Annotated in this window: 26 protein-coding genes and 1 other RNA gene; 16 read left to right on the top strand and 11 right to left on the bottom strand. The window is 66.1% G+C overall.

All coding sequences use genetic code 11. The features are described 5' to 3' along the window. Positions 1 to 179: 179 nt before the first annotated feature. Complete coding sequence (locus AB4Y40_RS36270) at positions 180 to 1,121, bottom strand: CysB family HTH-type transcriptional regulator (RefSeq protein WP_028210583.1); 942 nt, start codon at positions 1,119 to 1,121, stop codon at positions 180 to 182. A gap of 248 nt (positions 1,122 to 1,369) precedes the next feature. Between AB4Y40_RS36270 and AB4Y40_RS36265 the strand changes: the two genes are divergently transcribed. From AB4Y40_RS36265 to cobA, 6 genes are all read left to right on the top strand, one after another. Further along, the gene (locus AB4Y40_RS36265) at positions 1,370 to 3,040 is read left to right on the top strand and encodes a nitrite/sulfite reductase (protein WP_368691951.1); all 1,671 of its coding nucleotides are present in this window, start codon (positions 1,370 to 1,372) and stop codon (positions 3,038 to 3,040) included. Positions 3,041 to 3,083: 43 nt separating this feature from the next. After that, a complete protein-coding gene (locus tag AB4Y40_RS36260; RefSeq protein WP_368691950.1) occupies positions 3,084 to 3,620 on the top strand; it encodes a DUF934 domain-containing protein in 537 nt (178 codons plus the stop codon). Continuing rightward, a complete protein-coding gene (locus AB4Y40_RS36255) occupies positions 3,617 to 4,372 on the top strand; it encodes a phosphoadenylyl-sulfate reductase (protein WP_368691949.1) in 756 nt (251 codons plus the stop codon). The genes AB4Y40_RS36260 and AB4Y40_RS36255 overlap by 4 nt, the downstream gene beginning before the upstream one ends. Before the next feature lie 99 nt (positions 4,373 to 4,471). Beyond that, the gene (gene cysD, locus AB4Y40_RS36250; RefSeq protein ID WP_028207775.1) at positions 4,472 to 5,434 is read left to right on the top strand and encodes a sulfate adenylyltransferase subunit CysD; all 963 of its coding nucleotides are present in this window, start codon (positions 4,472 to 4,474) and stop codon (positions 5,432 to 5,434) included. A gap of 25 nt (positions 5,435 to 5,459) precedes the next feature. Beyond that, positions 5,460 to 6,776 (top strand): sulfate adenylyltransferase subunit 1, encoded by a 1,317-nt coding sequence (locus AB4Y40_RS36245; RefSeq protein WP_368691948.1) that lies wholly within the window; start codon positions 5,460 to 5,462, stop codon positions 6,774 to 6,776. Between the two features lie 53 nt (positions 6,777 to 6,829). Further along, a complete protein-coding gene (gene cobA / locus AB4Y40_RS36240; protein ID WP_368691947.1) occupies positions 6,830 to 7,603 on the top strand; it encodes a uroporphyrinogen-III C-methyltransferase in 774 nt (257 codons plus the stop codon). 83 nt (positions 7,604 to 7,686) lie between these two features. Here cobA and AB4Y40_RS36235 read toward each other — a convergent pair whose 3' ends face one another. From AB4Y40_RS36235 to lptF, 3 genes are read right to left on the bottom strand one after another with little or no spacing between them, the layout of a single operon-like run. Further along, complete coding sequence (locus tag AB4Y40_RS36235) at positions 7,687 to 8,064, bottom strand: sirohydrochlorin chelatase (RefSeq protein WP_368691946.1); 378 nt, start codon at positions 8,062 to 8,064, stop codon at positions 7,687 to 7,689. Positions 8,065 to 8,118: 54 nt separating this feature from the next. Beyond that, a complete protein-coding gene (lptG, locus tag AB4Y40_RS36230) occupies positions 8,119 to 9,267 on the bottom strand; it encodes an LPS export ABC transporter permease LptG (protein ID WP_368691945.1) in 1,149 nt (382 codons plus the stop codon). Between the two features lie 15 nt (positions 9,268 to 9,282). Next, positions 9,283 to 10,383, bottom strand: a complete 1,101-nt coding sequence (gene lptF, locus AB4Y40_RS36225) for an LPS export ABC transporter permease LptF (RefSeq protein WP_069265460.1) — start codon at positions 10,381 to 10,383, stop codon at positions 9,283 to 9,285. Positions 10,384 to 10,517: 134 nt separating this feature from the next. Here lptF and AB4Y40_RS36220 point away from each other — a divergent pair, with 134 nt between their 5' ends. The 3 genes from AB4Y40_RS36220 to AB4Y40_RS36210 are packed head-to-tail and all read left to right on the top strand — an operon-like array spanning position 10,518 to position 12,959. After that, positions 10,518 to 12,029 carry a leucyl aminopeptidase gene (locus tag AB4Y40_RS36220; RefSeq protein ID WP_069265459.1) on the top strand — a complete coding sequence of 504 codons (1,512 nt, stop codon included), beginning with the start codon at positions 10,518 to 10,520 and terminating at the stop codon, positions 12,027 to 12,029. A 52-nt stretch (positions 12,030 to 12,081) separates the two neighbouring features. Next, on the top strand, positions 12,082 to 12,498 hold the full coding sequence (locus tag AB4Y40_RS36215) for a DNA polymerase III subunit chi (protein WP_368691944.1): 417 nt from the start codon (positions 12,082 to 12,084) through the stop codon (positions 12,496 to 12,498). 59 nt (positions 12,499 to 12,557) lie between these two features. After that, positions 12,558 to 12,959: a DUF2486 family protein gene (locus tag AB4Y40_RS36210; protein WP_069265458.1), complete on the top strand. Its 402-nt coding sequence runs from the start codon at positions 12,558 to 12,560 to the stop codon at positions 12,957 to 12,959. Positions 12,960 to 13,017: 58 nt separating this feature from the next. Here the strand turns inward: AB4Y40_RS36210 and AB4Y40_RS36205 are convergent, their stop codons facing one another. Then, entirely contained in the window at positions 13,018 to 13,377 is a 360-nt protein-coding gene (locus AB4Y40_RS36205; RefSeq protein ID WP_368691943.1) for a c-type cytochrome, read from the bottom strand. Between the two features lie 132 nt (positions 13,378 to 13,509). Continuing rightward, on the bottom strand, positions 13,510 to 15,183 hold the full coding sequence (gene ilvD / locus AB4Y40_RS36200; RefSeq protein WP_368691942.1) for a dihydroxy-acid dehydratase: 1,674 nt from the start codon (positions 15,181 to 15,183) through the stop codon (positions 13,510 to 13,512). A gap of 169 nt (positions 15,184 to 15,352) precedes the next feature. Here ilvD and AB4Y40_RS36195 point away from each other — a divergent pair, with 169 nt between their 5' ends. Then, complete coding sequence (locus tag AB4Y40_RS36195; protein WP_368691941.1) at positions 15,353 to 16,312, top strand: LysR family transcriptional regulator; 960 nt, start codon at positions 15,353 to 15,355, stop codon at positions 16,310 to 16,312. Between the two features lie 235 nt (positions 16,313 to 16,547). Then, the gene (lgt, locus tag AB4Y40_RS36190) at positions 16,548 to 17,462 is read left to right on the top strand and encodes a prolipoprotein diacylglyceryl transferase (protein WP_368691940.1); all 915 of its coding nucleotides are present in this window, start codon (positions 16,548 to 16,550) and stop codon (positions 17,460 to 17,462) included. 92 nt (positions 17,463 to 17,554) lie between these two features. On the opposite strand, the gene AB4Y40_RS36185 is transcribed toward lgt, so the two are convergent. The 5 genes from AB4Y40_RS36185 to AB4Y40_RS36165 form a co-directional block, all read right to left on the bottom strand. Next, a complete protein-coding gene (locus AB4Y40_RS36185) occupies positions 17,555 to 18,289 on the bottom strand; it encodes an SIMPL domain-containing protein (protein WP_324160850.1) in 735 nt (244 codons plus the stop codon). Between the two features lie 135 nt (positions 18,290 to 18,424). Beyond that, positions 18,425 to 18,883, bottom strand: coding sequence for an EVE domain-containing protein (locus AB4Y40_RS36180; protein ID WP_368691939.1), 459 nt, complete (start codon positions 18,881 to 18,883; stop codon positions 18,425 to 18,427). Between the two features lie 113 nt (positions 18,884 to 18,996). Further along, positions 18,997 to 19,178: non-coding RNA, 6S RNA (ssrS, locus tag AB4Y40_RS36175), on the bottom strand. A 128-nt stretch (positions 19,179 to 19,306) separates the two neighbouring features. Next, entirely contained in the window at positions 19,307 to 19,621 is a 315-nt protein-coding gene (locus tag AB4Y40_RS36170; protein WP_042268772.1) for a cell division protein ZapA, read from the bottom strand. Beyond that, positions 19,618 to 19,971: an ATPase gene (locus AB4Y40_RS36165; protein ID WP_069265453.1), complete on the bottom strand. Its 354-nt coding sequence runs from the start codon at positions 19,969 to 19,971 to the stop codon at positions 19,618 to 19,620. Before AB4Y40_RS36165 ends, AB4Y40_RS36170 begins: the two co-directional genes overlap by 4 nt. A gap of 433 nt (positions 19,972 to 20,404) precedes the next feature. Here AB4Y40_RS36165 and AB4Y40_RS36160 point away from each other — a divergent pair, with 433 nt between their 5' ends. The 5 genes from AB4Y40_RS36160 to cobC are packed head-to-tail and all read left to right on the top strand — an operon-like array spanning position 20,405 to position 24,710. Continuing rightward, positions 20,405 to 21,415: a FecCD family ABC transporter permease gene (locus AB4Y40_RS36160; protein WP_368691987.1), complete on the top strand. Its 1,011-nt coding sequence runs from the start codon at positions 20,405 to 20,407 to the stop codon at positions 21,413 to 21,415. Then, positions 21,412 to 22,245 carry an ABC transporter ATP-binding protein gene (locus AB4Y40_RS36155; protein WP_368691938.1) on the top strand — a complete coding sequence of 278 codons (834 nt, stop codon included), beginning with the start codon at positions 21,412 to 21,414 and terminating at the stop codon, positions 22,243 to 22,245. Before AB4Y40_RS36160 ends, AB4Y40_RS36155 begins: the two co-directional genes overlap by 4 nt. A gap of 41 nt (positions 22,246 to 22,286) precedes the next feature. Beyond that, positions 22,287 to 23,351: a nicotinate-nucleotide--dimethylbenzimidazole phosphoribosyltransferase gene (gene cobT / locus AB4Y40_RS36150; RefSeq protein WP_368691937.1), complete on the top strand. Its 1,065-nt coding sequence runs from the start codon at positions 22,287 to 22,289 to the stop codon at positions 23,349 to 23,351. A gap of 10 nt (positions 23,352 to 23,361) precedes the next feature. Continuing rightward, positions 23,362 to 24,138, top strand: coding sequence for an adenosylcobinamide-GDP ribazoletransferase (locus AB4Y40_RS36145; RefSeq protein ID WP_368691936.1), 777 nt, complete (start codon positions 23,362 to 23,364; stop codon positions 24,136 to 24,138). Further along, entirely contained in the window at positions 24,123 to 24,710 is a 588-nt protein-coding gene (gene cobC, locus AB4Y40_RS36140; protein ID WP_368691935.1) for an alpha-ribazole phosphatase, read from the top strand. The genes AB4Y40_RS36145 and cobC overlap by 16 nt, the downstream gene beginning before the upstream one ends. The last annotated feature ends 12 nt before the right edge of the window (positions 24,711 to 24,722 follow it).

Genomic DNA, 24,722 nt, shown 5'->3' with positions numbered 1-24,722 from the left:
CAAGGGCGGCAGCCGCGGCGAGCGGGCGCAAAAGCGTGTACAGCTTCATCCGTTGAGTCTCCTGTCGATCAGAGTTGGCGCTTCAGCGCCTTACTCTGACCCCATGCAGATCTGGCGAGAAGTGATGTTGTTGTCTTGCGGATTTTGTCTGATTTTTCTTCCGGCGCTCGCGCAGCGGCTTACAGTTCGTAAGTCTCGTGCTCGCCCTTGAGTGCCTGCTCGATGAGCTTGCGGTTCAGGCTCGGCGAAAGCAGCTCGACGAGCGTATACACATAGCTGCGCAGGTAAGCGCCCTGCTTGAGCGCGACGCGTGTGACGTTGCTGCCGAAAAGATGCCCCACGGGCACCGCGCGCAGGTGCCGGTCGCGCTCGGCGTTGAAGGCGATGTCGGCCATGATCCCGACGCCGAGGCCCAGCTCCACGTAGGTCTTGATCACATCGGCGTCGATGGCTTCCAGCACGATGTCGGGCGAGAGCGCGCGCAGGCGGAACGCGTCGTTGATCTTGGTACGCCCGGCAAACGCATTGTCGTAGGTGATCAGCGGATATTGGGCCAGATCGTCGAGCGAAAGCGGCTTGCGCTCGAGCAGCGGGTGGTCGGGCAGCATTACCGCCACGTGATGCCAGGTGAAGCAGGGCAGCGACACCAGTTCCTTGTAGCCGGAGATGGCCTCGGTCGCGATGCACAGATCGGCCTGGTCATGGAGCACCATTTCCGCGACCTGGGTCGGGCTGCCTTGCAGGATCGAGAGGTGCACCTTCGGAAAACGCCGCTTGAACTCGGCGATGGCGGCGGGCAGCGAATAGCGCGCCTGCGTGTGCGTGGCGGCGATCGTGAGGTTGCCCTGGTCCTGCGCCGCGTAGTCCTTGCCCACGCGCTTGAGGCTCTCCACTTCCTGCAGGATGCGCTCCACCGAGGCGAGGATGATCCGGCCCGGCTCCGTGAGCGAGCGCACGCGCTTGCCGTGGCGCGTAAAGATTTCGACCCCAAGCTCATCCTCCAGCTCGATGATCGCCTTCGAGACGCCCGGCTGGCTTGTATACAGTGCCTTGGCCGCTTCCGTGAGGTTGAAGTTCTGGCGTACAGCCTCGCGGACGAAGCGGAACTGGTGCAGGTTCATAGATAACCCTTATAACCTGTATGCATATCGACCTGATTTTTGAGTCGTTTGAAATATAAGGCGAGTTTATTACCATTCCTCCAACTTTTCCAATATGGATATCTGTTTTGGTCATTAGCAAATGACCGGCGCGATTGAAGGCGCGGCCGCCTCGCCAGAGGCAGGACAGAGCGGAAAGAGCGAAGTCGAGAAGTCGGAGCGCGGCGTAACCGGAACGCCGCGATTGAACCAAACCCTGGGGTCCCCGAATGTACCAATACGATCAGTACGACCAGACCATCGTCGACGAACGCGTCGCGCAATACAGCGACCAGGTCCGCCGCCGCCTGTCGGGCGAATTGAGCGAAGAAGAGTTCCGTCCGCTGCGCCTGCAAAATGGCCTGTACTACCAGCGCCACGCCTACATGCACCGCATCGCGATTCCGTACGGCAATCTGCGCAGCGACCAGCTCCGCATGCTCGGCACGATCGCGCGCGAGCACGACCGCGGCTACGGCCACTTCTCGACGCGTTCGAACATCCAGTACAACTGGATCAAGCTCGAAGAAACGCCGGAAATCCTGCGCAAGCTGGCCTCCGTGCAGATGCACGGCATCCAGACCTCGGGCAACTGCATCCGCAACATCACCGCCGACCAGTTCGCGGGCGTCGCGCCCGACGAGATCGTCGATCCGCGCCCGTGGGCCGAAATCCTGCGCCAGTGGTCGACGTTCCACCCCGAATTCGCGTGGCTGCCGCGCAAGTTCAAGATCGCCGTGTCGGGCTCGAAGGAAGACCGCGCCGCCGTGCAGATTCACGATCTGGGCGTCTACCTCGACCGTAACGAGCAGGGCGAAATCGTCGCGAGCATCCTCGCGGGCGGCGGTCTTGGCCGCACGCCGATCGTCGGCGCCATCATCAAGCGCGACCTGCCGTGGCAGCACCTGCTGACCTACTGCGAAGCCGTGCTGCGCGTGTACAACCGCTATGGCCGCCGCGACAACATGTACAAGGCGCGCATCAAGATCCTCGTGAAGGCGCTCTCGCCGGCGAAGTTCGCCGAGCAGGTCGAAGAAGAGTGGCAGCACCTCAAGGACGGCCCCTCGACGCTCACGCAGGAAGAACTCGATCGCGTCTCGCAGTACTTCGTGCCGCCGGCATACGAAAAGATCGCCGACACCGACACGTCGTACGAAAAGCATCTGCTGGAAAACCGTGCGTTCGCGCGCTGGGTCGAGCGCAACGTGCGCCCGCACCGCGTGCCGGGCTACGCGTCGGTCACGCTCTCGCTCAAGCCGCGCAACATCGCGCCGGGCGACGCCACCGACGCGCAGATGGAAGCCGTGGCCGGCTGGGCCGACGAATACTCGTTCGGCCAGATCCGCGTCTCGCACGAGCAGAACCTGATCCTCGCCGACGTCAAGAAGCGCGACCTGTTCGCGCTGTGGGAAAAGGCCAAGGCGCAAGGTTTCGCAACCGCGAACATCGGCCTGTTGACCGACATCATCGCGTGCCCGGGCGGCGACTTCTGCTCGCTCGCCAATGCGAAGTCGATTCCTATCGCCCTCGCAATCCAGGAACGTTTCGACAACCTCGACTTCGTCTACGACCTGGGCGACCTGTCGCTGAACATCTCGGGCTGCATCAACGCATGCGGTCACCACCACGTCGGCAACATCGGCGTGCTGGGCGTCGACAAGGATGGTTCGGAGTGGTATCAGGTCACGCTCGGCGGCGAGCAGGGCAACGGCGCGCGCCTTGGCCGCGTGATCGGCCCGTCGTTCTCGGCTGAAGAGATGCCCGACGTGGTGCAGAAGGTGATCGATACGTTCGTCGAGCATCGCATCGACGACGAGCGTTTCATCGACACGTACGAGCGCATCGGCATCGCGCCGTTCAAGGAGCGCGTGTACGCATCGCGCCAGCCGGCCCACGCTTAATGTACGCAACTGAAGCACGCAACGAGACTACGAGATTCGAGCAATGGCATTGATCATCAAAAAACGCGAGATCGTTGAAGACAACTGGCAAGTCGTGCGTGCGGCCGAAGACGGCGCATTGCCCGAGGTTGCCGCGCTGCCCGCGGGCAAGGTGCTGGTGCCGCTCGCCTACTGGCAGGCGCAGCGTGATGCACTGGTCGCTGCGCGCGGCAAGGACGAACTCGGCGTGTGGCTCGCGCCGGACAGCGAACCGGCCGATATCGCCGCCGACTTCGACAAGCTCGCGGTGATCGGCGTGGACTTCCCCGTGTTCCGCGATGGCCGCGGCTTCTCGATCGGCCGCCTGCTGCGCGAGCGCTATGGCTACCAGGGCGAGCTGCGCGCGATCGGCGACGTGCTGCGCGACCAGTTGCGCTTTCACGAGCGCTGCGGCTTCGATGCGTTCGCCGTGCGCGCCGACAAGGACATCCACGATGCGCTCAAGGCGTTCACCGAATTCACGGTGCAATACCAGGGCGCCTTCGACGAACCGTCGCCGCTGTTCCGCCGCCGCGCTGCACAACAGGGCGCTGCGGCATGAGCACCGTCGCGAACGAAATCACGGCTGAGTTGCAGGCGAAGATCGGGCGCCTCGACGCGCTGCTCGAATCGATCGCGGCGCGTCACGCCGACGTGAAGCTGGCCAGCAGCCTCGCCGCCGAAGACATGCTGCTCACGCACGCGATTCTCTCGCGCGGCGTGAAAATCGGCGTCTTCTCGCTGAACACGGGCCGCCTGCACGCCGAAACGCTCGGCATGCTCGACGTGGTGCGCGAGCGCTACGGCTACGAGATCGAGCAGTTTCATCCGCAACAGGACGCCGTGGACGAATACGTCGCCCAGCGCGGCCTGAACGCGTTCTACGAGAGCGTCGATCTGCGCAAGCGCTGCTGCGAAATCCGCAAGGTCGAGCCGCTGAACCGTGCATTGTCGGGCGTTTCCGCCTGGGTCACGGGCCAGCGCCGCGAGCAGTCGGTCACGCGCGCGGAGCTGCACGAGGAAGAACGCGACGAAGCGCGCGACATCGACAAGTTCAATCCGCTCGCCGACTGGACCGAAGCCGATGTCTGGGCCTACCTGCGCGCCTTCGAGGTGCCGGTGAACCCGCTGCACGCCCGCGGCTACCCGAGCATCGGCTGCGAGCCCTGCACCCGTGCGATCCGTCCCGGCGAAGACAGCCGCGCGGGCCGCTGGTGGTGGGAGTCGCGCGACACGAAGGAATGTGGCTTGCACATCACGTCCGTGTCGGCCATTCCGGTCGTCGAAGTGTCGTCGATCGGCCAGGCGAACTAAGATTGAATTTTGTCGCGCTGTCGAAACGACGGCGCGAACGTCGAATACCGAGTACCGCGCGCCCAGCAAAAGGGGTGCGAATAAACGAAGGATCCGAACATGAGCACCACGCTCGACTCAGCAGTGAACGCACCGCTCCAGGTCACGGCGAACCGCATGGACCATCTCGACTGGCTCGAAGCCGAGTCGATCCACATCCTGCGTGAACTCGTCGCCGAATGCAGCAAGCCTGCGCTGCTGTTCTCGGGCGGCAAGGACTCGGTCGTCGTGCTGGCGCTCGCACTGAAGGCGTTCGGCCTCGGCGCGAACCGCAAGACCGCGCTGCCGTTCCCGCTCGTGCACATCGACACGGGCCACAATTACGAGGAAGTGATCGACTTCCGCGATCGCCGGGCAGCCGAAATCGGCGCGGAACTCGTGGTCGGTCACGTCGAAGATTCGATCAAGCGCGGCACCGTGCGCCTGCGCCGCGAAACCGATTCGCGCAACGCCGCGCAAGCGGTCACGCTGCTGGAAACCATCGAGCAATACGGCTACACGGCGATGATCGGCGGTGCGCGCCGCGACGAAGAGAAGGCCCGCGCGAAGGAGCGCATCTTCTCGTTCCGCGACGAATTCGGCCAGTGGGACCCGAAGGCGCAGCGCCCGGAACTCTGGAGCCTGTACAACGCGCGCCTGCACAAGGGCGAGCACCTGCGCGTATTCCCGATCTCGAACTGGACGGAACTCGACGTGTGGCAATACATCGAGCGCGAGAAGCTCGAACTGCCGTCGATCTACTACGCGCACCAGCGCGAGATCGTGCGCCGCAACGGCCTGCTCGTGCCGGTCACGCCGCTCACGCCGATGAAGGAAGGCGAAGTCAGCGAAATGGCGCAGGTGCGTTTCCGCACCGTGGGCGACATCAGCTGCACGTGCCCGGTGGCGAGCGATGCCGACAACGTCGAGAAGATCATCGCCGAAACGGCCGTGACCGAGATCACGGAACGCGGTGCGACGCGCATGGACGACCAGGCGTCGGAAGCCGCGATGGAACAGCGCAAGAAGCAAGGTTATTTCTAAAGAGCACGCAGAGGAAAGAATAGACATGGTTACGACGCATCAACCTGAAGACCTCGGCGTGCTGCGCTTCATCACGGCGGGCAGTGTGGACGACGGCAAGAGCACGCTGATCGGCCGCCTGCTATACGACAGCAAGGCGGTTCTGAGCGACCAGCTCTCGGCGCTTTCGCGTGCGAAGAACAAGCGCACGGTGGGCGACGAGATCGACCTGTCGCTGCTCACCGACGGCCTCGAAGCCGAGCGCGAGCAGGGCATCACGATCGACGTGGCGTACCGCTACTTCGCCACGGCCAAGCGCAAGTTCATCATCGCCGACACGCCGGGCCACGAGCAGTACACGCGCAACATGGTCACGGGCGCTTCGACGGCGCACGCCGCGATCATCCTGATCGACCCGACGCGCGTGACGGTCGAGAACGGCGTGACGCAACTGCTGCCGCAAACCAAGCGTCACAGCGCCATCGTCAAGCTGCTGGGCCTGCAGCACGTGATCGTCGCGATCAACAAGATGGATCTCGTCGACTACAGCGAAGCGACGTTCAACCTGATCCGCGAAGCGTATGTTGCGCTCGCGCGCCAGCTTGGCCTCTCCGACGTGCGTTTCGTGCCGGTTTCGGCGCTCAAGGGCGACAACATCGTCGCCGCGAGCGAGCGGATGCCGTGGTACGCGGGCGAGCCGCTGCTCGACGTGCTCGAACAACTGCCGGTCGCGCAGGCGGCGGGCGAAGCGCTGCGCTTCCCGGTGCAGTGGGTCGCGCGCCAGGACGGTTCCAGTGCCGACGACTTCCGCGGCTACATGGGCCGTGTCGAAGCGGGCGAAGTGAAGCTCGGCGACGCCATTACGGTGCTGCCGGCCGGCCGCAGCGCAACGGTCGCCGAAATCATCGCGCCGGTGCCGGGCGGCACGGCGCAGGTCGACCGCGCGTTCGCGGGCCAGACCGTCACGATCCGTCTCGCGGAAGACGTGGACGTTTCGCGCGGTGACACCTTCGTGCCGGCGGCCGATGCCACTCAACCCGCGAAGAAGCTCGAAGCGGACCTCTGCTGGTTCGACGACGAGCCGCTCTCGCCGCAGCGCAAGTACCTGCTCAAGCAGACCACGAGCACGGTGTTCGCGAAGATCGGCGCGGTCAAGCAGGTGCTCGACGTGCATACGCTCTCGCACGCCACCGACCGCCACGAACTCGCGATGAACGATATCGGCCGCGTGGCGCTCTCGCTGCAGAAGCCGCTCGTCTGCGACCTGTATGATGCGAATCCTGGCACCGGCGCATTCGTGCTGATCGACGAGGCGACGCATCACACGGTGGCCGCGGGCATGATCCGCGCGTTCTCGGCGTAAGGCGCTGCGCGAGGTTGCGGCCGCGCGCGGCCGCAACAATGGATTCGAAGCATATGGGCAAGGTATATCTGATCGGCGCGGGACCGGGCGCAGCGGACCTCATCACGGTACGCGGCGCACGGCTGCTCGCGAGCGCCGACGTCGTACTGCACGACGCGCTCGTCGAGCCGGCCATGCTCGAGTACGCGCCGGCAACCGCGAAGTTCATCGCGGTCGGCAAGCGCTGCGGGCAACGCTCCACGGCGCAGCACTTCATCAACAAGCAACTCGTCGACGCGGCGCGCGAGCACGCCGTGGTCGTGCGCCTGAAGGGCGGCGATCCGATGCTGTTCGGCCGTGCCGACGAGGAGATGCGCGCGCTCGAAGCGGCCGGCATCGCGTTCGAAGTCGTGCCGGGCATTACGGCGGCGCTGGCGAGCGCGGCGACGCTGCAACGCTCGCTCACGCTGCGCGGTGTGGCGCGCAGCGTGGCGCTCGCCACGTATTCGCGCGCGGCGGGCAGCGAGGAGATTCGCGAGCAGGTCAACGCCGATTCGCTCGTGTTCTACATGGGCCGCGACAGCGCGCCCGAGATCGCGCGCCAGCTGATCGAGGCGGGCCGCGCGGGCGCGACGTCCGTGGCGATCGTCGAAGCCTGCAGCACCGCGCGCGAGCGCACGCTCACGCTGACGCTGGCGGGTCTCGCAGCGGGCGACGCGCAGGAGTGGCTCGACCCGGCGCAGCCGAGCCTGCTGATGATCGGCGATGCGTTCGCTGAACGCTCAGGGCAGGCGCAACACGATGATGAAGCGCAAGGCGATGGTCAACACCGCCGCGCCGCCGCTTAACGTATAAGCGCCGCGCGAAACAGGCTCGCAAAGCAAAACGGGCTCGCTGAAAGGCGAGCCCGTTTTTTTATGCGTGAGCGGTTCTAGTCGCGGTCGTTTTCGATGCAGTACCGCACGATCGCTTCGAGCACCGCATCGTCCTCGCCGACGGCGCCCGCACAACGCAGGCGCACATCCGGATGCTCGCTCTGGCATTGCGCGATCAGCGCGGGCAGATCGCGGCGCACGTGGCCGCCCTGGCCGAAGAACACCGGCACGACCGTGATCGTGTCGCAGCCTGCCGCGGCCTGGCCGGCGATCGCATCGGGCAGGCTCGGCGTCATCAGTTCGAGAAAGGCGAGGCCGACCGGCCCCGCATCGCCGCGCGTGGCGGAAAGCTTCGCGGCGAGCCGCTGGAACGGCTCCTGCCAGCGCGCGTCGCGCGCGCCGTGGCCGAAGAGAATCATGCCGTGCGTGCCCATGCTTGCGAGCCTGTGCGAATTGGCGGCTGAACTATCGGCTGAACGCTACCGGCATCAATGCCGGTCGACCCATTTGAGCCCGATCAGCCCGACCGCGAGATAGATGAGCCCCGGTGTCGCCGCCGTGAGCGGCGCGGGCCAGGTGTTCAGTGTACCCACGTGCGAGAACAGCGTGTTGACGAGCTGGAAGCTCATGCCGAGCATGATCCCGCCGAACACCTTCATGCCCACCACGCCGGCGCGCGTATGCAGATACGCGAACGGCAGCGAGAGCACGAGCATCACGAACACCGCGAACGGGTAGAGCAGCTTGCGCCAGAACGCGATCTGGTAGCGCTGCGCGTCCTGATGGTTTTCGGTCAGATGCTGGATGTAGCGGAACAGGTTGAACATCGACATCCGGTCGGGCGATACGAGCAGCACCGAGAGAATGTTCGGCGTGAGCTCCGAGCGCAGCGAGTATTCGGGCGCCGAGGTCTGCTGGGCGCGATAGACCGGATTGAGCGCATCGACCGGCTGGTTCTGCGGCGGCGCCACGCCGATCAGTTGCGTATCGGTCACGTCCTTGAGCAGCCAGTGGCCCGGCGGCTGGAACGTGCCGCTCTTCGCGAGGCGCACGTTGGAGAGCCGGAACTGCGAATCGAATTCGTAGATGCGCACGTTCGTGATGGTCGCATCGGGCAGCAGCTCCCCGACGTTCACGAAGCGCGTGACCTGCTCGCCGTCGGCGCGTGCGGTGAGTGTGTCCTTCACCCACACGCCCGACTGGAAGTTGCTCGACACGGCCGAGCCCAACGCCTCGAGGCGCACGCGCTCGGAGAGCTGGTCGGTGTAAGGGCCGACGACTTCGCCGATCAGGTAGGTGAGCAGCACGAGCGGCACGCCGATCTTGAGCAGCGAGCGCAGTGCCTGGTTGGTGGCGAGACCTGACACGCGAAAGATCGTGTACTCGGAGTTCGCGGCCATTTGCGCGAACACGTAGATCGCGGCGATGAGCGCCGCGACCGGGATGATCTCGTAGAGCCGCGAGGGCGCCTGGAGCGCCACGCGCAGCACCGCGTACTGGAATTTGTAGTTGCCGTGGCCGACCGAGTTCAGCTCGTTGATGAGGTCGAAGAAGAAGAACAGGCCGGAGAAGGCGAACAGGATGAAGATGAACGTCAGGTAGACCTGGCGAGCGAAGTATTTTTCGTAGATGCGCATCGGTCAGTTTCCCTCTCAGTTGCCAGGAGAGGCGCGCCGGAACATCGCGCGTGTAAAGAGCGGCCGGTTGCGCACGCGTATCCAGAAGATGAACACGACGAGCGCGAGCACCACGGCGTGCAGCAGGACGAGGCCGACGCCGAAGGGCATCTTGCCTTGCTCGATCTGCGACTGCACGACGTTGAGCAGGTTCGAATAGGTGAGGTAGATCAGCACCGCCATCACGAGATTGATCGTGCGGCTGCGGCGCGGGTTCTGGTAGGCGAGCGGAATGCCGAGCAGCATCAGGTTGATCGCGATGAGCGGCAGGCCGGCGCGCCAGGCGAGTTCGCCCAGGTTGTCGTTGGTCGGGTGGCGCAGCAGGCCCGGCGTGGACGTGGTGCTCGCCGAAGGCGTGTTCACGAGCGGCTGGCTCGTGATCTTCACGCCATAACGCTGGAACTCGCTGATGCGAAAGTCCGGGTGGCCGGGCTCGCCGTCGTAGCGGCGGCCGTTTTCGAGCACGACGAAGCGGTCGCCGCCCTTCATGGTTTCGGTGTGGCCCGTCTTCGAGACGATCACGCTCACCTTGCCGTTTTCCGTGCTCGTGACGAACACGTTCTCCACGCGGCCCTGGTCGGGGCTCATGCTCTCGATGAAGAACACGCGGTGCGTGGTGGGCGATTCGCGGAACTGGCCGGGCGCGAGCAGCGACACTTCATCGCGCTGCTGGAAGCGCGCGCGAATCAGCTTGCTCTGCGCATTCGACCACGGCCAGCCGATGAACGCGAAGAACACGATGAGCAGGATGATCGGCGCGGCAAAGGTGGCGACCGGCTTGATCAGGCGCGTGAGGCTCACCCCGGAGGAGAGCCACACGACCATTTCGGAATCCTTGTACCAGCGCGTGAGGACGAACAGGATCGACACGAACAGCGTGACGATGAGCATGACGGCCATGTAGCCGATCACGGTGAGTCCGATCAGCACCAGCACGTCGCGCGGGTCGATCTGACCGGACGCGGCGAAGCCGACGATGCGGATCATCATCGTCGTCAGCATGATCGTGAGCAGAACCATGAACACGGCGCCGGCCGTGTACGCGAGTTCGCGCTGCAGGGAACGTTCGAAGATCATTCTTGATGGGCAGGGCGGGCGGACCGTGCCGGGAGGCGCGCAGCTCGCGCAACCGTCCAGGAGCCGCCGCGGGAAAAATAGCGGATAATTGCGGCTTTCATCCTAAGCCCTGATTTTATCCGAGGACAAGCGCGATGGACTTTAGCATAAAAGCCTGTGACTGGAGCAAAGGCGGGGACGGCCCCTTCCTGACCGGCAAGTCGGATTGTGTCGTGGTCGGCGTGTTCGAGGCGCAAACCCTGTCGGGCGCGGCGTTCGCCATCGACAGCGCCATTGGCGGCGCAATCGCGCGCGTCGTCAAGGCCGGCGACATCGACGGCAAGGCCGGCTCCACGCTGTTCCTGCCGGAAGTGAGCGGCATCGGCGCCTCGCGCGTGCTGCTCGTGGGTCTCGGCAAGCAGGACGCGTTCGGCCAGAAGGCTTACGGCGACGCGGTCAAGGCCGCCTGGCGCGCGATCCTCGGCACGAAGATCGCGCAGGTCACCTTCACGCTCGCGCAATTGCCGGTGAAGGAGCGCACGGGCGACTGGGGCGTGCGCACCGCCATTCTCGCGCTGCGCAACGAGACCTATCGCTTCACGCAGATGAAGAGCAAGCCCGACGTCTCGCAGCGGGCCCTCAAGCGCGTGGTCTTCAGCATCGACGCCGCCGAAGAGAAGGCCGCGAAGCTCGCGGCGAAGCAGTCCGTCGCGCTCGCCAACGGCATGGACCTCACGCGCGACCTCGGCAATCTGCCGGGCAACGTCTGCACGCCGACCTATCTCGCGGCCACGGCCAAGAAGCTCGCGCGCGACTGGAAGCTCAAGGTCGAGGTGCTCGGCCAGCGCCAGATCGAGACGCTCAAGATGGGTTCGTTTCTTTCGGTAACAAAGGGCTCGGTCGAGCCGCCGCAGTTCATCGTGCTGCACTATCAGGGCGCCAGCGCCAAGGCCGCGCCCATCGTGCTGGTCGGCAAAGGCATCACGTTCGACACGGGCGGCATTTCGCTCAAGCCCGGCGAGGGCATGGACGAGATGAAGTACGACATGTGCGGCGCGGGCTCGGTGCTCGGCACGATCCGCGCGGTCGCCGAAATGGGGCTCAAGCTCAACGTGATCGGCATCATCCCGACCTGCGAGAACATGCCCGCGGGCAACGCCACGAAGCCGGGCGACATCGTCACGACGATGGCGGGCCTCACGGTCGAAGTGCTCAACACCGACGCCGAAGGCCGCCTGATCCTGTGCGACGCGCTCACCTATGCCGAGCGCTTCAAGCCGGCCGCCGTGGTCGACATCGCCACGCTCACGGGCGCCTGCATCATCGCGCTCGGCCATCACAACAGCGGCCTCTTCTCGAAGGACGACGCGCTCGCGGGCGAACTGCTCGACGCGTCGCGCGAAGCCAACGATCCGGCCTGGCGCCTGCCGCTCGACGACGAGTATCAGGACCAGCTCAAGTCGAATTTTGCCGACCTCGCCAACATCGGCGGGCGTCCGGCGGGCAGCGTGACGGCGGCGTGCTTCCTGTCGCGTTTCACCGAAAACTACCCGTGGGCGCACCTCGACATCGCGGGCACGGCGTGGAAGAGCGGCGCGGCCAAGGGCGCGACGGGCCGTCCGGTGCCGCTGCTCGCCCAGTTCCTGATCGATCGTGCCGGGCAATGAGGGCAGGAATGGCGATTGCTGCCCACCTGACGGTGTGTAAAGTGGTGTGGGCATGACGCGCATCGATTTCCACACGAACGTCGGCGACTCGCTGCTGTATGCGTGCCGCCTCGTGCGCAAGGCGTATCAGGCGGGCCAGCAGGCGGTCGTGCTGGCCGAGCCCGCGCGCCTGCGCGCGTTCGACGAGATGTTGTGGACCTTTTCGCCGCTCGATTTCGTGCCGCACTGCATGGCCGAGAGCCCTCAAGCGGGCGAATCGCCCATCGTGCTGGCAACGGATCTCGAGCGTGCGCCGCATCATCGTGTGCTGCTCAATCTCGGCGCCGAGGTCCCGCCACAGTTCGCACGCTTCGAGCGCCTGCTCGAAGTGATTGGCGATGCGCCCGACGAACTCGCGTCGGGCCGTGAGCGCTATCGTTTCTACCGCGACCGCGGTTACGCGCTCAACAACTACAAGCAGGGCGGCTGAGGCCGGACGCGCGAGGCGTACCGGCGCAAGGCCGACTGCCCCGATCGATGGAGGTAAACATGTCCGGCATGCACGACTCGGAAGATAGTGCGATTCCGCTCTTGAACGAGGTGATGGTGAGCGGCAATCCGCTGCGCGCGCACAACGTCGAAGAGGCGAAGAGCGCGACGGCCGCTGCCGTCCAGGCCGCCGTGGCCGAGCGCGAGGAGGGCCTGTTCGCGCACGACGCCGACGCGCTCGTCGAGCGCCTGCGCGGCCGTTGCCTGACCTGGCTCACCGGCGAAGGCCGCGCCGTGATCGAGGCGCGCTGCAGCGCCGCGATGCAGGAGCATACGAACTGGCTCGTGGGCCAGGTGTCGCGCGAAATCGGTCTTGCGCTCGAAACGGAACTCACGAACTGGGTGAAGGCCGCCGTGCGCGAAGAACTGGCGGCGCGCGCAGGGCGTCCGCCTTCGGCCTGATTCACTTGAGCGTGCGGCGGCGGGCAGTTGCCCGGCCCGCGCCATCACACCGTTCGCCTCACTTGAGCGTGAGGATCCAGCTCGCGAGCTGCGCCGCCTGTGCGGGGTTCAGCTGCGTGTTGGCCGGCATCGGCACGGTGCCCCACACGCCGCTGCCGCCTTCCAGAATCTTGTGGGTGAGATAGGCCTGCGCGTCGGGCTTGCCCGCGTACTTCGCGGCGACATCGCGCAGGGCGGGCCCCATGAAATTGCGGGTCACCGAGTGGCAGCTCATGCAGTTCTGCTGCTGGGCGAGCGCGAGACCGGTGGGTCCATGCTGCGCGCGGACCGGGGCTGCCCCGAGCGCGCCGGCAAGGCCGATGGCGAGCGCGGCGGCGAGCGTCGCTGTCTTGTTCTTCGCTTGCGACTTCCGTTTCATACTGGTCTCCGCCCGCGTATGCGCCGGCTGTGTCGTCGCATTATAAAAGCAAAGGGCGCACGTCCCGGACGTGCGCCCTTTGCTTTACTGCAGGTCGGGATTCGAGCGGCGCCAGGCCCGGCTTGGCCCCGCCTAGCCCGTCACCGCGCCCTGGTTCGCCGGGCGCGCGAGCGCCGCGTACTTCGCCATGACGCCGCGCGTGTAACGCGGCGCGGGCTGCTTCCAGGCCGCGCGCCGGCGTGCGAGTTCGGCGTCGTCCACGTTCAGTTGCAGCAGGAGCGTGTGAGCGTCGATGGTGATCGAGTCGCCTTCCTGCACGAGAGCGATCGTGCCGCCTTCAAACGCTTCCGGCGCGACGTGGCCCACCACCATGCCCCAGGTGCCGCCCGAGAAGCGCCCATCGGTGATGAGCCCCACCGACTCCCCCAGCCCCTTGCCGATGATCGCCGAAGTCGGCGCGAGCATTTCCGGCATGCCGGGCCCGCCCTTCGGGCCGAGGTAGCGCAGCACGACGACGTCGCCGGCCTTGATCTTGTCCGCGAGGATGGCTTCCATCGCGCTCTGCTCGTCGTCGAACACGCGCGCGGGGCCCGTGATGACCGGATTCTTCAGGCCCGTGATCTTGGCGACCGCGCCGTGCGTCGCGAGATTGCCCTTGAGGATCGCCAGATGGCCTTCCTTGTACAGCGCCTGGCTGATGGGGAAGATCACCTTCTGGTCCGCGCGCGGCGTGGACGGCACGTCCTTGAGTTCTTCCGCGATGGTCTTGCCCGTGATGGTGATGCAGTCGCCATGCAGGAGGCCCGCGTCGAGCAGGATCTTGAGCACCTGCGGAATGCCGCCGGCCTCGTGCAGGTCGGTCGCGACGTACTGGCCGGACGGCTTCAGGTCGCAGATCACCGGCACTTTCTTGCGCATGCGCTCGAAGTCGTCGATGGTCCATTCGATTTCCGCGGCATGCGCGATGGCGAGATAGTGCAGCACGGCATTGGTCGAACCGCCCGTCGCCATGATGAGCGCCACGGCGTTCTCGATCGACTTCTTCGTGATGATGTCGCGCGGCTTGAGGTCCTGCTTGACGGCCTCGACCAGCACGCGCGCCGATTCCGCCGCCGAGTCGACTTTCTCCTCGTCGGGGTTGGCCATCGTCGACGAATACATGAGCGACATGCCGAGCGCTTCGAACGACGAGCTCATCGTATTCGCGGTGTACATGCCGCCGCACGAGCCCGTGGAAGGGCAGGCGTTTTTCTCGACGCCCTCGAAATCTTCTTCGCTCATGCGCCCCGCGGTGAATTCGCCCACGGCCTCGAACGCCGAGACGATGGTGAGGGCCTTACCCTTCCAGTTGCCCGGGCGGATCGTGCCGCCATACACGTAGATGCCGGGCACGTTGATGCGTGCGAGCGCGATCATGCCGCCGGGCATGTTCTTGTCGCAGCCGCCGATCACGACCACACCGTCCATCCACTGGCCTTGCACGCAGGTCTCGATGCAGTCCGCGATGACTTCGCGCGAGACGAGCGAGTACTTCATGCCTTCGGTGCCCATCGACATGCCGTCCGAGATCGTGGGCGTGCCGAAGGTCTGCGGGTTCGCGTCGGCGCGCTTGATGGCGTCGACGGCCGCGTCGGCCAGCCGCTGCAGGCCGGCGTTGCACGGCGTGATGGTCGAATGGCCATTGGCGACGCCGATCATCGGCTTGTCGAAGTCGGCCTTCTCGTAGCCGAGCGCGTAATACATCGAACGATTGGGCGAGCGGGCGACGCCTTGCGTGATGTGCCTCGAACGACGGTTATAGGGCATGGGAACCTCCGGTGAATTTTGTCTCGGACGCCGGGTGTGGGTTCTGGTTCGGGAGCGCCGGCACGTCTATCGAAGCATGCGATTTCGCGAGAGCGCTGTCCAATATATTATTCGTGGTCTATTGAGTCGTAAAACATATCAACATGACCACAGCGCGAGACCGCCGCCGATGAATCCGACGATCCCCGATCTGCGCCAGCTTCGCTATTTCGTCGCCGTGGCCGAGGAGCAGCATTTCGGCCGCGCGGCGGCACGCCTGTCGATGACGCAGCCGCCGCTCTCGCAGGCCATTCGCGCGCTGGAGGAGACGCTGGGCGTGGAGCTGTTCGCGCGCACGCGCCGTTCGGTCGAATTGACGGCCGTGGGCGCCGATCTGCTGCCGGAGGTGAGGCGCCTGCTGGCAAGCGCCGAAGCGCTGCGGCCGCTCGCGCAGAGCCTCGCGCGCGGCGAGGCGGGCGTGCTCGCGCTGGCCTTCGTTTCGACCGCCGACTACGGCTTGCTGCCGCTCTTGCTGCGCGACTTCGGCGCGCGCTATCCGCGCGTGCGCCTGCAGCTCGCCGAAGCCACGAGCGACGTGCAGGTGGAAGAGCTGGTGGCGGGCCGCATCGACGCGGGTCTCGTGATCGCCCCCGTGCCGCCGCGCCACGCGGCCCAGCTTGCTTACCAGCCGGTCGCGCGCGAGCCGCTCGTGGTCGCCATGCCCTCGGCGCTGTCGGTGCGCCTTGGCGGCCCTTCAGCCGACGACTGGCACGATGAGCCGGTGAGCCTGCGCGATCTCGCCGATGCACCGCTCGTCGTCTTTCCGCGCCATCTGGCCCCGGGTTTCTACGACACCATCATGGACTGCTACGGCGCGGCCGGCCTCGCGCCCCTGATCGGCCAGGAAGCGATCCAGATGCAGACGATCGTGAGCCTCGTCTCGGCCGGCATGGGCGTGGCGCTCGTGCCGCAGTCGCTGCGCCATCTGCGGCGCACGGGCGTCGTGTACCGGCCGCTCGCCGGGGCGGTGCCGGCCATCGAAACGGGCCTCGTCTGGCGCTCGGCCGAGGTGAGCCCGGTGCTCGCGGCGTTCATCGAGATCGTGCGCGCGCACGCGGCGACGGCGGGCTGGCCGGCGCGCGAGGGCTAGCCGGAAGCCGGGCCGACCGCGTCGGTCATCTGTCGCCGCTACACTCGCGGCGCAGCGCCAAACGTGCATTTTGGTTTGCGATCCCTCGCGTCGGCGATAATGTCACGCCGTGACGCGCCGGCTGCGAACCTCGCCGCTTTGCAAACGTCCAACGTGCCTGGCCCGCTTGTGTGAGCGGCGCGGAACTGCTTACAACCCGATTTCAATCGATATCGCCGACAAGACTTCATCCACGATGCTCATCCACCCGAACTTCGACCCCGTCGCCATTCATCTGGGGCCGCTCGCCGTGCGCTGGTACGGCCTCATGTATCTCGTCGGCTTCATTCTGGCGATCGTGATCGGCCGTCTGCGCCTGCGTCTGCCGTACGTGGCCGCGCAGGGCTGGACCGCGAAAGACATCGACGACATGCTGTTCTACGGCGTGCTCGGCACGATCCTGGGCGGGCGCCTGGGCTACGTGCTGTTCTACAAGGCGAGCTGGTACTTCGCGCATCCGCTCGACATCTTCAAGGTCTGGGAAGGCGGCATGTCGTTTCACGGCGGCTTTCTCGGCGTGACGTTCGCGATGGTGCTGTTCGCGTGGCAACGCGGCCGCACCTGGCTGCAGGTCACGGACTTCGTTGCGCCGATGGTGCCCACGGGGCTCGCCTTCGGCCGTCTCGGCAACTTCATCAACGGCGAACTGTGGGGCCGCGTGACCTCGCCCGATTCGCCGTGGGCCATGCTGTTTCCGGGCGCCGCGAACGACGACGCCGCGTGGCTCGCCGCGCATCCGCAACTGGCCGCGCAGTGGCATTTGAACGAAGTGTTCGCGCAGTTCCATCTGCTGCCGCGCCATCCGTCGGAGCTGTACGAAATCGCGCTGGAAGGCATCGCGCTCTTCATCGTGCTGATTCTGTTCGCGCGCAAGCCGCGCCCCGTCGGCGCGATTTCGGCCATGTTCCTGATCGGCTATGGTCTCGCGCGCTTCACGGTCGAGTTCGCACGCGAACCCGATGACTTCCTCGGCCTGCTGGCGCTCGGCCTCTCGATGGGCCAGTGGCTCTCGCTGCCGATGATCATCGTGGGTATCGGCCTGATGGCGTGGGCGTATCGCCGCGCCAAACGTGGCAACGACGGCGCACAGGTAGCGGGCGCGAAGAGCTGACGCGCACGCGAACGCGCCACGCGTTTTAGCCCATGAAAAAGGCCACGGTTTTCACCGTGGCCTTTTTGCTTGCGTGGCTTGTATCGCGCGCTTTACTTCATCTGCACCGAGCCGGAGACGTTGACCGTCACCGTGGACGTGCCGCCTTCGAGCGGCACCGGTGCCGACATCTTCGCGTCAGCCGAAGCGGCGCGCGCGCTCATCATCATCATGGGGCGCGGCATCACGCCCGAGTGCCCCACGTTCACGTCGCGAATCGTGTAGCTGCTGTAGCCGAACGCGCGCGTGGCCGAAAGCGCCTGGTCGCGGAACGAGGCGATGGCCTGGCCCGACAGCTTTTGCTCGGCGGCGCGTTGCGCCTCGGGCGACAGCGAGAACTGCACGTTGCCCACCTGCATGATCGATGAGAGATCGCCGGCGAGCTTCGACGCCGCCGCGAAATCATGCGACTCGAGCACGACTTCCGTGCGGCCGCGCCAGGCGGAGATGCGCCCGTCGCGATCCGTCGAAGGGAAGATCGAGAACTGGCCCGAGTGCGCGGTTACACCCGCGACGCCTCTCGCGCGTTGAAGCGCGGAGTCGGCGCGCTGATTGAGTGTCGCGGTGAGCGAGGCGGGATCGTTCGCTTCCTGTTCGTAGAACAGCGTAATGTTGACGACGTCCTGAGGCACTTCGGCGCTCGCCTGCGCAGACAGCGAAAGCACGCCCGAGGGCTGCTGGAAGCGCGCGTCGCTCTGTGCGAACGCGGCGCCCGGCGCGAGCGTCATGGCGAGGGGGAGGGCGGCAGCCAATGCGGCGGCGAGCGTGACGGCGGTTTTTCGGTTCATTGAGGCTCCTTGCAGAACTGGTGTCGCGCGCGAGGCATACGTGGCGACGCGCGACTGTGCGCGATTGTGCTTGAAGTCGCGCACGGATGCTGTGTGCGTGCGCGGCCGCCTGCGTCGACGCAGAACCGAACCGCCTCACATCAGATGTTTTGTGATGAAGTTCCACTCGGCCGTCGTGACCGGCGTGATCGAAAGGCGGTTGCCCCTGGCGAGCACGCGCATGTCCGCGAGTTCCTCGTGTTCGCGCAAGGCGGCAAGAGCAATTAGCGGGCACTTCTTCTTGAACACGACGTCGACGAGGATCCAGCGCGGATTCTCGTGCGTCGATTTCGCGTCGTAGTAAGGGCTTTTCGGATCGAACTGCGTGGGATCGGGGTAGGCCGTGGACGACACCTGCGCGATGCCCGCGATGCCGGGCTCGGGGCAGCTCGAGTGATAGAACAGCACGCCGTCGCCTTGCTGCATGGTGTCGCGCATGAAATTGCGCGCCTGGTAGTTTCGTACGCCGGTCCAGGGCAGCGTGCGCTGCGGCGCGTTTGCGAGGTCGTCGATGCTTGCTTCGTCGGGTTCGGACTTCATCAGCCAGTAGCGCATGAGTCGAAGTTCACGTCGAAAGGGGAGAGGGGCGAGTGTGCATGCCGCGAAAAACGCCAATGCACGCCGCACAAAGGAAAACGGCATCGGACTGTGGTCCGATGCCGTTTGAATAGGTCCCCGCCATAGCCGCTAGGCCGGCATCCTGAACCGAGGGTTCAGAATTGGTCGCAGTTAGCAGCACTTCGGGTACATCAGACTGTGTGACGCGCACGCCCGTGCTACAAATTTCCGCAACCGTGCACATGGCATTGGTTCAAGGAATATATGACCTTGGCGAACCAGGCAGGGAAGCTGACTAAACTGTTTGGCAGCGTGTTTAGAAACGCGCGTTTCTAAACAAATCAACGCTACCTTTGAACAACATCATACCGCACGTTGCTGCGTAATACTGCGGCTTACAACCGCGGCGTACATCAGCGCTTATTGCACACCGTACTGGTGAATCACAGCGCCGAGTTGTTCGTTCATTTGGCGCATTGTACGACGGATTTCTTCGGCTGGGAATGCTTCCCCGTGACGCACGCTGGTTTGCAGGCGCAGCAGTTCCGAGGCGAGCGAGAGCGCCGCCATGACGGCGATGCGATCGGTGCCGCGCACGTTGCTGTGATTGCGGATCTTCGACATTTCGGCATCCACGCGCGCCACCGCTTCGAGCAGTGCCTGTTCCGTTTCCGGCGAACAGACGAGGCGATAGGTTTGGCCGAGGATCGTCGCTTCGATCTGCTTGGTGGTCATGCATTTTCTCCGTGGCGGGCCGCGTTGCTGTCGTCGTCGGTGCTCTGCGACGGCTCGAGCAGATCGAGCTGGTTGTCGCGCTCGTTACCGGCGCGTGCGCGTGGCAGCTTTTCGAGGATCGCGTTCAGACGCACCTGCGCATCGTCGATCTTGGCCGAGAGGGCATCGCGCTCTGCCTGCAGCGCGGCGCGCTCCTCGCGGACCTGTTCGAGTTCGGTGCGTGTTTCGTCGCATTGCGCACGCAGCTGCGCGAGTTGCTCTTCGAGTGCGAGGCGTGCTTCGTGTTGGCGCTGATTAATCTCGATCAGCCGCCCGATGTTTTGTGAGAGTGTTTCGAGTTCGTTGAGCATGTGCTGCGTCCTCTAAAGACAGGCATTCTAGCGCGGATTAACGCGTATTTTGATAATTGTGTCGTTTCCAGACGTAACAACCCGGCTTCTTACCCGAATCAGGCACAAAACCCTCGCTACGTGTGCTGCATACGCCGGGCGGGAACGTAATTTGCCGGGGCCGCGCACAAAGCGCATCGTCTCGATCATGGTCTGCGCGTTATAACATCACGGATTCATGGTCTTTTGCCAGTGCTTTCGCGAACCGCTTATGCCACGCGTCATGCGGAATCCCTGGCGACCAAAATACTGCGCTCTGTCGCGGCCTGCGTATACCCCTGCTGTCTTTCTGTGCGAGCTTGATTGAAATCCGCTGCCGAGTTCCCCTATGCGTTCCATGAGCCGCGATGAGTCCCATGCTGTGCCACCGATCCACGCGCTGCCGCGGCGCTCGATGAGCGCGCGCCGTGCGTGCATGATCTGGGGCGCGCTCGCAGCCGTGGCGCTCGGGGTGTTCGCTGCCTCGCTCGCAACCGGCAGTGTGAGCGTGACGTTTGCGCAGGCGCTGGCGGCGCTCGCTCCCGCGCATGACGTGCACGGCGCGCCGGACATGGCGATCCAGATCGTGCGTACGCTGCGCTTGCCGCGCGCGTTGGCGGGTTTTGCATGTGGTGCCTTGCTCGCGCTGGCGGGCGCGTTGCTGCAGGTGCTGCTGCGCAATCCGCTCGCGGAGCCCTATGTGCTCGGCGTTTCTGGCGGCGCGGCCGCATTCGCACTCGTGGCGATGATCGCGGGCGTGGCGTGGTGGGGCGTGCAGGCGAGCGCGTGTGCGGGTGCGTTCGTTTCGATCCTGCTCGTGCTCGGCCTCGCGCGCCGCGAGTTGTGGCGCGGCGAGCCGCAAGACAGCTCGCCGCGGCTGCTCCTGACGGGCGCGGTGACGGCGGCAGGCTGGGGCGCATTGATCACACTGCTGCTCACGCTCGCGCCCGACACGCGCCTGCGCGGCATGCTGTTCTGGCTCACGGGCGACCTCAATGGCGCGGCCACGCCATGGCCCGCGCTCGCGACGCTTGGCGTGGTCCTTGCGTGCATCGTGCCCGCCGCGCCGATGCTCAACGTGCTGCTGCGCGGCGACGCCGCCGCGCAGGCGCTCGGTGTGCCGGTGCTGCGTCTGCGCGTGGGCATTTATCTTGCCGCGTCGCTCGCGGCGGCCGCTGCCGTGACGACGGGCGGCACCATCGGCTTCGTGGGGCTCGTCGTGCCCCACATGCTGCGTCTCGCGTTCGGCAACGACCAGCGCATGCTCGTGCCCGCTGCCGCGCTCGCGGGCGGCGTGGCCGTGATGGGCGCGGACCTCGTCGCGCGTACGGTGGCGGCGCCCGCGCAGTTGCCGGTGGGCGTCGTAACCGCGCTCGCGGGCGTGCCCGTATTCCTGTGGATGCTGCTCGCGAGGCGCGGACGATGAGCGATACGCATCCTTCCCTGCTCGCGGTCCACGCGCTCTCGTTGCGTGCGGGCGCGCGCACGCTCGTGGAATCGCTCACGCAAAGGTTTGCCGCCGGCGAAATCTGGTGCGTGGCGGGCGCGAATGGCGCGGGCAAGACCACGCTGATCGGCGCGCTCGCGGGCCTGGGCGAGCCCTCGGCGGGACGCATCGAAGTCGAGGGCATCGCGCTCGCGCAGTGGCCGCCGGTGCGCCTCGCGCAGCGCCGCGCACTGATGCCGCAGGACCAGCGTGACGCCTTCAGCGCGAGCGTGATCGACACCGTGCTGCTCAATCGCTATCCGCATCTTTCGGGCTGGGGCTGGGAAGGCGACGCCGATCGCGCCGCCGCGCACGCCGCGCTCGCCACGCTCGGCCTCGAAGCGTTCGCCGCGCGCGATGTGCTGTCGCTTTCGGGCGGCGAGCGCCAGCGTGTCGCGCTCGCCGCCGCGCTCTGCCAGGGCGCGCCGCTCCTGCTGCTCGACGAGCCGCTCGCGCATCTGGACCTGCATCATCAGATTGCCTGTCTCGAAGCGCTCTCGCGCTGGGTGCGCAGTGAAGCGCGAGCGGTGCTGTTTTCGTGCCACGATCTCAATCTTGCGCGGCGCTTCGCAACGCACGCGCTCCTGCTCGACGGCCGCGGCGGTTTTCACGCGGGCCCCGTGCGCGATGTGCTCACGCCGGAGCGCGCGAGCGCCGCATTCGGTCATCCGCTCGTGCTGATCCGCGAGGGCGCGCACGAGGCGCTTGTCCCCGCACTCGGCTCGACATCTTCATCACCGCATTCGCCGGGATCGAACGGCGTGCGCTAGTGCGCCGCTGTCGCCCGCATCACCTCGAAACGAAATACACCATGACGTCATCGCTTACCGAACTGCTCGCCGTCGAACCGCTCGACCTCTCGTTGCGCGACGAACTGCAACGCCTCATCGACACGAAGACCAAACCGCCCGGTAGTCTCGGCCGGCTCGAAACGCTGGCGCGCCAGCTCGGCATGATCCAGGGCACGACGCGCCCGAGCGTCGAGCGTCCCGTGATGATCGTGTTCGCAGGCGACCACGGCATTGCTGCCGAAGGCGTGAGCCCGTACCCGCAGGCCGTCACCGCGCAGATGGTCGCGAACTTCGTGGCAGGGGGCGCGGCCATCAACGTGTTCAGCGACGTGGTGGGACTCACGCTCGAAGTCGTCAACGCGGGCGTGGCGACGCCGCTGCCGCCGTCGCCGACCCTCGTCGACGTGCCCATCGCGGCCGGCACGCGCAACTTCTCGCACGAGCGCGCCATGACGCGCGACGACGCCATCGCCGCGCTCGCGGCGGGCGCCGGGCGCGTGCGCCACCACGCGGCGCTCGGCACGAACGTGATCGGCTTTGGCGAAATGGGCATTGCGAACACGTCGTCGGCCGCTTGCCTGATGAGCCGGCTGTGCGGCGTGCCGATCGACGAATGCGTCGGGCGAGGCACCGGCCTCGACAATGCGGGCCTCGCGAAAAAGCGCAATGTGCTCGCGGCGGCGCTCGCGCATCATGCCGACGCGCGCGAGCCGCTCGACGTGCTTGCCGCGTTCGGCGGCTTCGAGATCGCAATGATGGCGGGCGCGTACCTCGAAGCGGCGCGCTCGCGCATGGCGATTCTCGTCGACGGCTTCATCGCCACCTCGGCGCTGCTCGTGGCCGACTCGCTCGCGCCGAACGTGCGCGACTACTGCGTGTTTGCGCACGCATCGAACGAAGCGGGGCACCGCCGCATGCTCGATCACTTCGGCGCGCGCGAACTGCTCACGCTCGACCTGCGGCTGGGCGAGGGCACGGGCGCGGCGCTCGCGGTGCCGCTGCTGCGTGCGGCGGTGGCGTTCCTCAACGACATGGCGAGTTTCGAGTCGGCCGGCGTCGACAATCGCAGTGATCGCCACGCCTGAGCGCCGCGCGATGAATCCACTGGCAGAGCTGCGCTATTTCTTCACAGCGCTGGGCTATTTCACGCGCGTGCCGGTGCCGCGCTGGGTGGGCTTCGAGCCCGCGTGGCTCAACGCGGCGGCGCGCTACTTTCCGCTCGTCGGCGCGTTGATCGGGGCGCTTGGGGCGCTCGTCTATCTCGCCGCGTTGCGCGTGTTTCCGGCGAACGTGGCCGTGCTGCTGTCGATGGCCGTCACGCTCCTCGCGACGGGCGCCTTCCACGAAGACGGTCTCGCCGACTGCCTCGACGCATTCGGCGGTGCGTACGCCCGTGAGGACGTCCTGCGCATCATGCACGATTCGCGCATCGGCGCGTTCGGCGCGATCGGTCTCGTGATGGCGCTCGCGCTCAAGTGGCAGACGCTCGCGGCGCTGCCGCCGGCGCGCGCCGCACTGCTGATGATCGCCGGCCACGCCGCGAGCCGCGCGTGCGCGATCAGCTATCTCGTCTCGCTCGAGTATGTGCGTCCCGAGGGCAAGGCCAAGCCCGTCGCGCAGCGCATGAGCGTGCCCGCGTGGCTGTGCGCGTGCGTGTTCGGCTTGCCATGGCTGTTCTGGCCGGTGTGGTCCGGCGCGCCCGACTGGCGCGCGGGCGTCGCGATGCTCGTCGTGCTCGCCGTGTTGCGCTATGCACTGGGACGTTACTTCGTGCGCCGCATCGGCGGCTATACGGGCGATTGTCTCGGCTTCGCCCAACAGGTATTCGAGATCGCCATCTACCTCGTGGGGCTCGCATGGATCTCGTTCTGATCCGCCATCCCGCCGTGGCGGTGGATGCGGGCATGTGCTACGGCGCGACCGACGTGCCGCTCGCGGGCGACCCGACGCAGCAGGCCGCGTCGCTCGCCGGGCGGATCGCGGCGCTCGGCGTGCGCGAACCGCAGCGTATCGAAACGAGTCCGCTCACGCGCTGCGCGAGCGTGGCGGCGGCGCTCGGCGATCTGCGCGGCCCCACGCCGCAAGCCGAAGCACGCCTCGCAGAGATGGATTTCGGCGCGTGGGAGATGCAGCACTGGGACGCGATCGAGCGCGCGCAGATCGACGCATGGGCCGCGAATTTCGAGCATGCGCGCGAGCACGGCGGCGAGAGCGTCGCGCAGTTCGATGCGCGTGTAAGCGGCTGGTTCGACACGCTCGACGCGCGCGAGAAGTCCACCGTTTGGGCCGTCACGCATGCGGGCGTGATGCGCACCGTCACGGCGCGCGCGCTCGGCGTGCCGCTCGCGCGCTGCGTGCGCTGGCCGCTGGAGATGGGCGCGATCGTGCATTTGCGTTACGACGCGTCAAGCGCCCTGTGGCTGCTGGCGCGCTGGAACGCCTAACGAGTCATTTCG

Source organism: Paraburkholderia sp. EG287B (genome assembly GCF_040965595.1).
GTDB lineage: Bacteria > Pseudomonadota > Gammaproteobacteria > Burkholderiales > Burkholderiaceae > Paraburkholderia.
The sequence above is the reverse complement of the archived record's forward strand: the minus strand, read 5'-3'. Positions and strand labels throughout refer to the sequence as shown.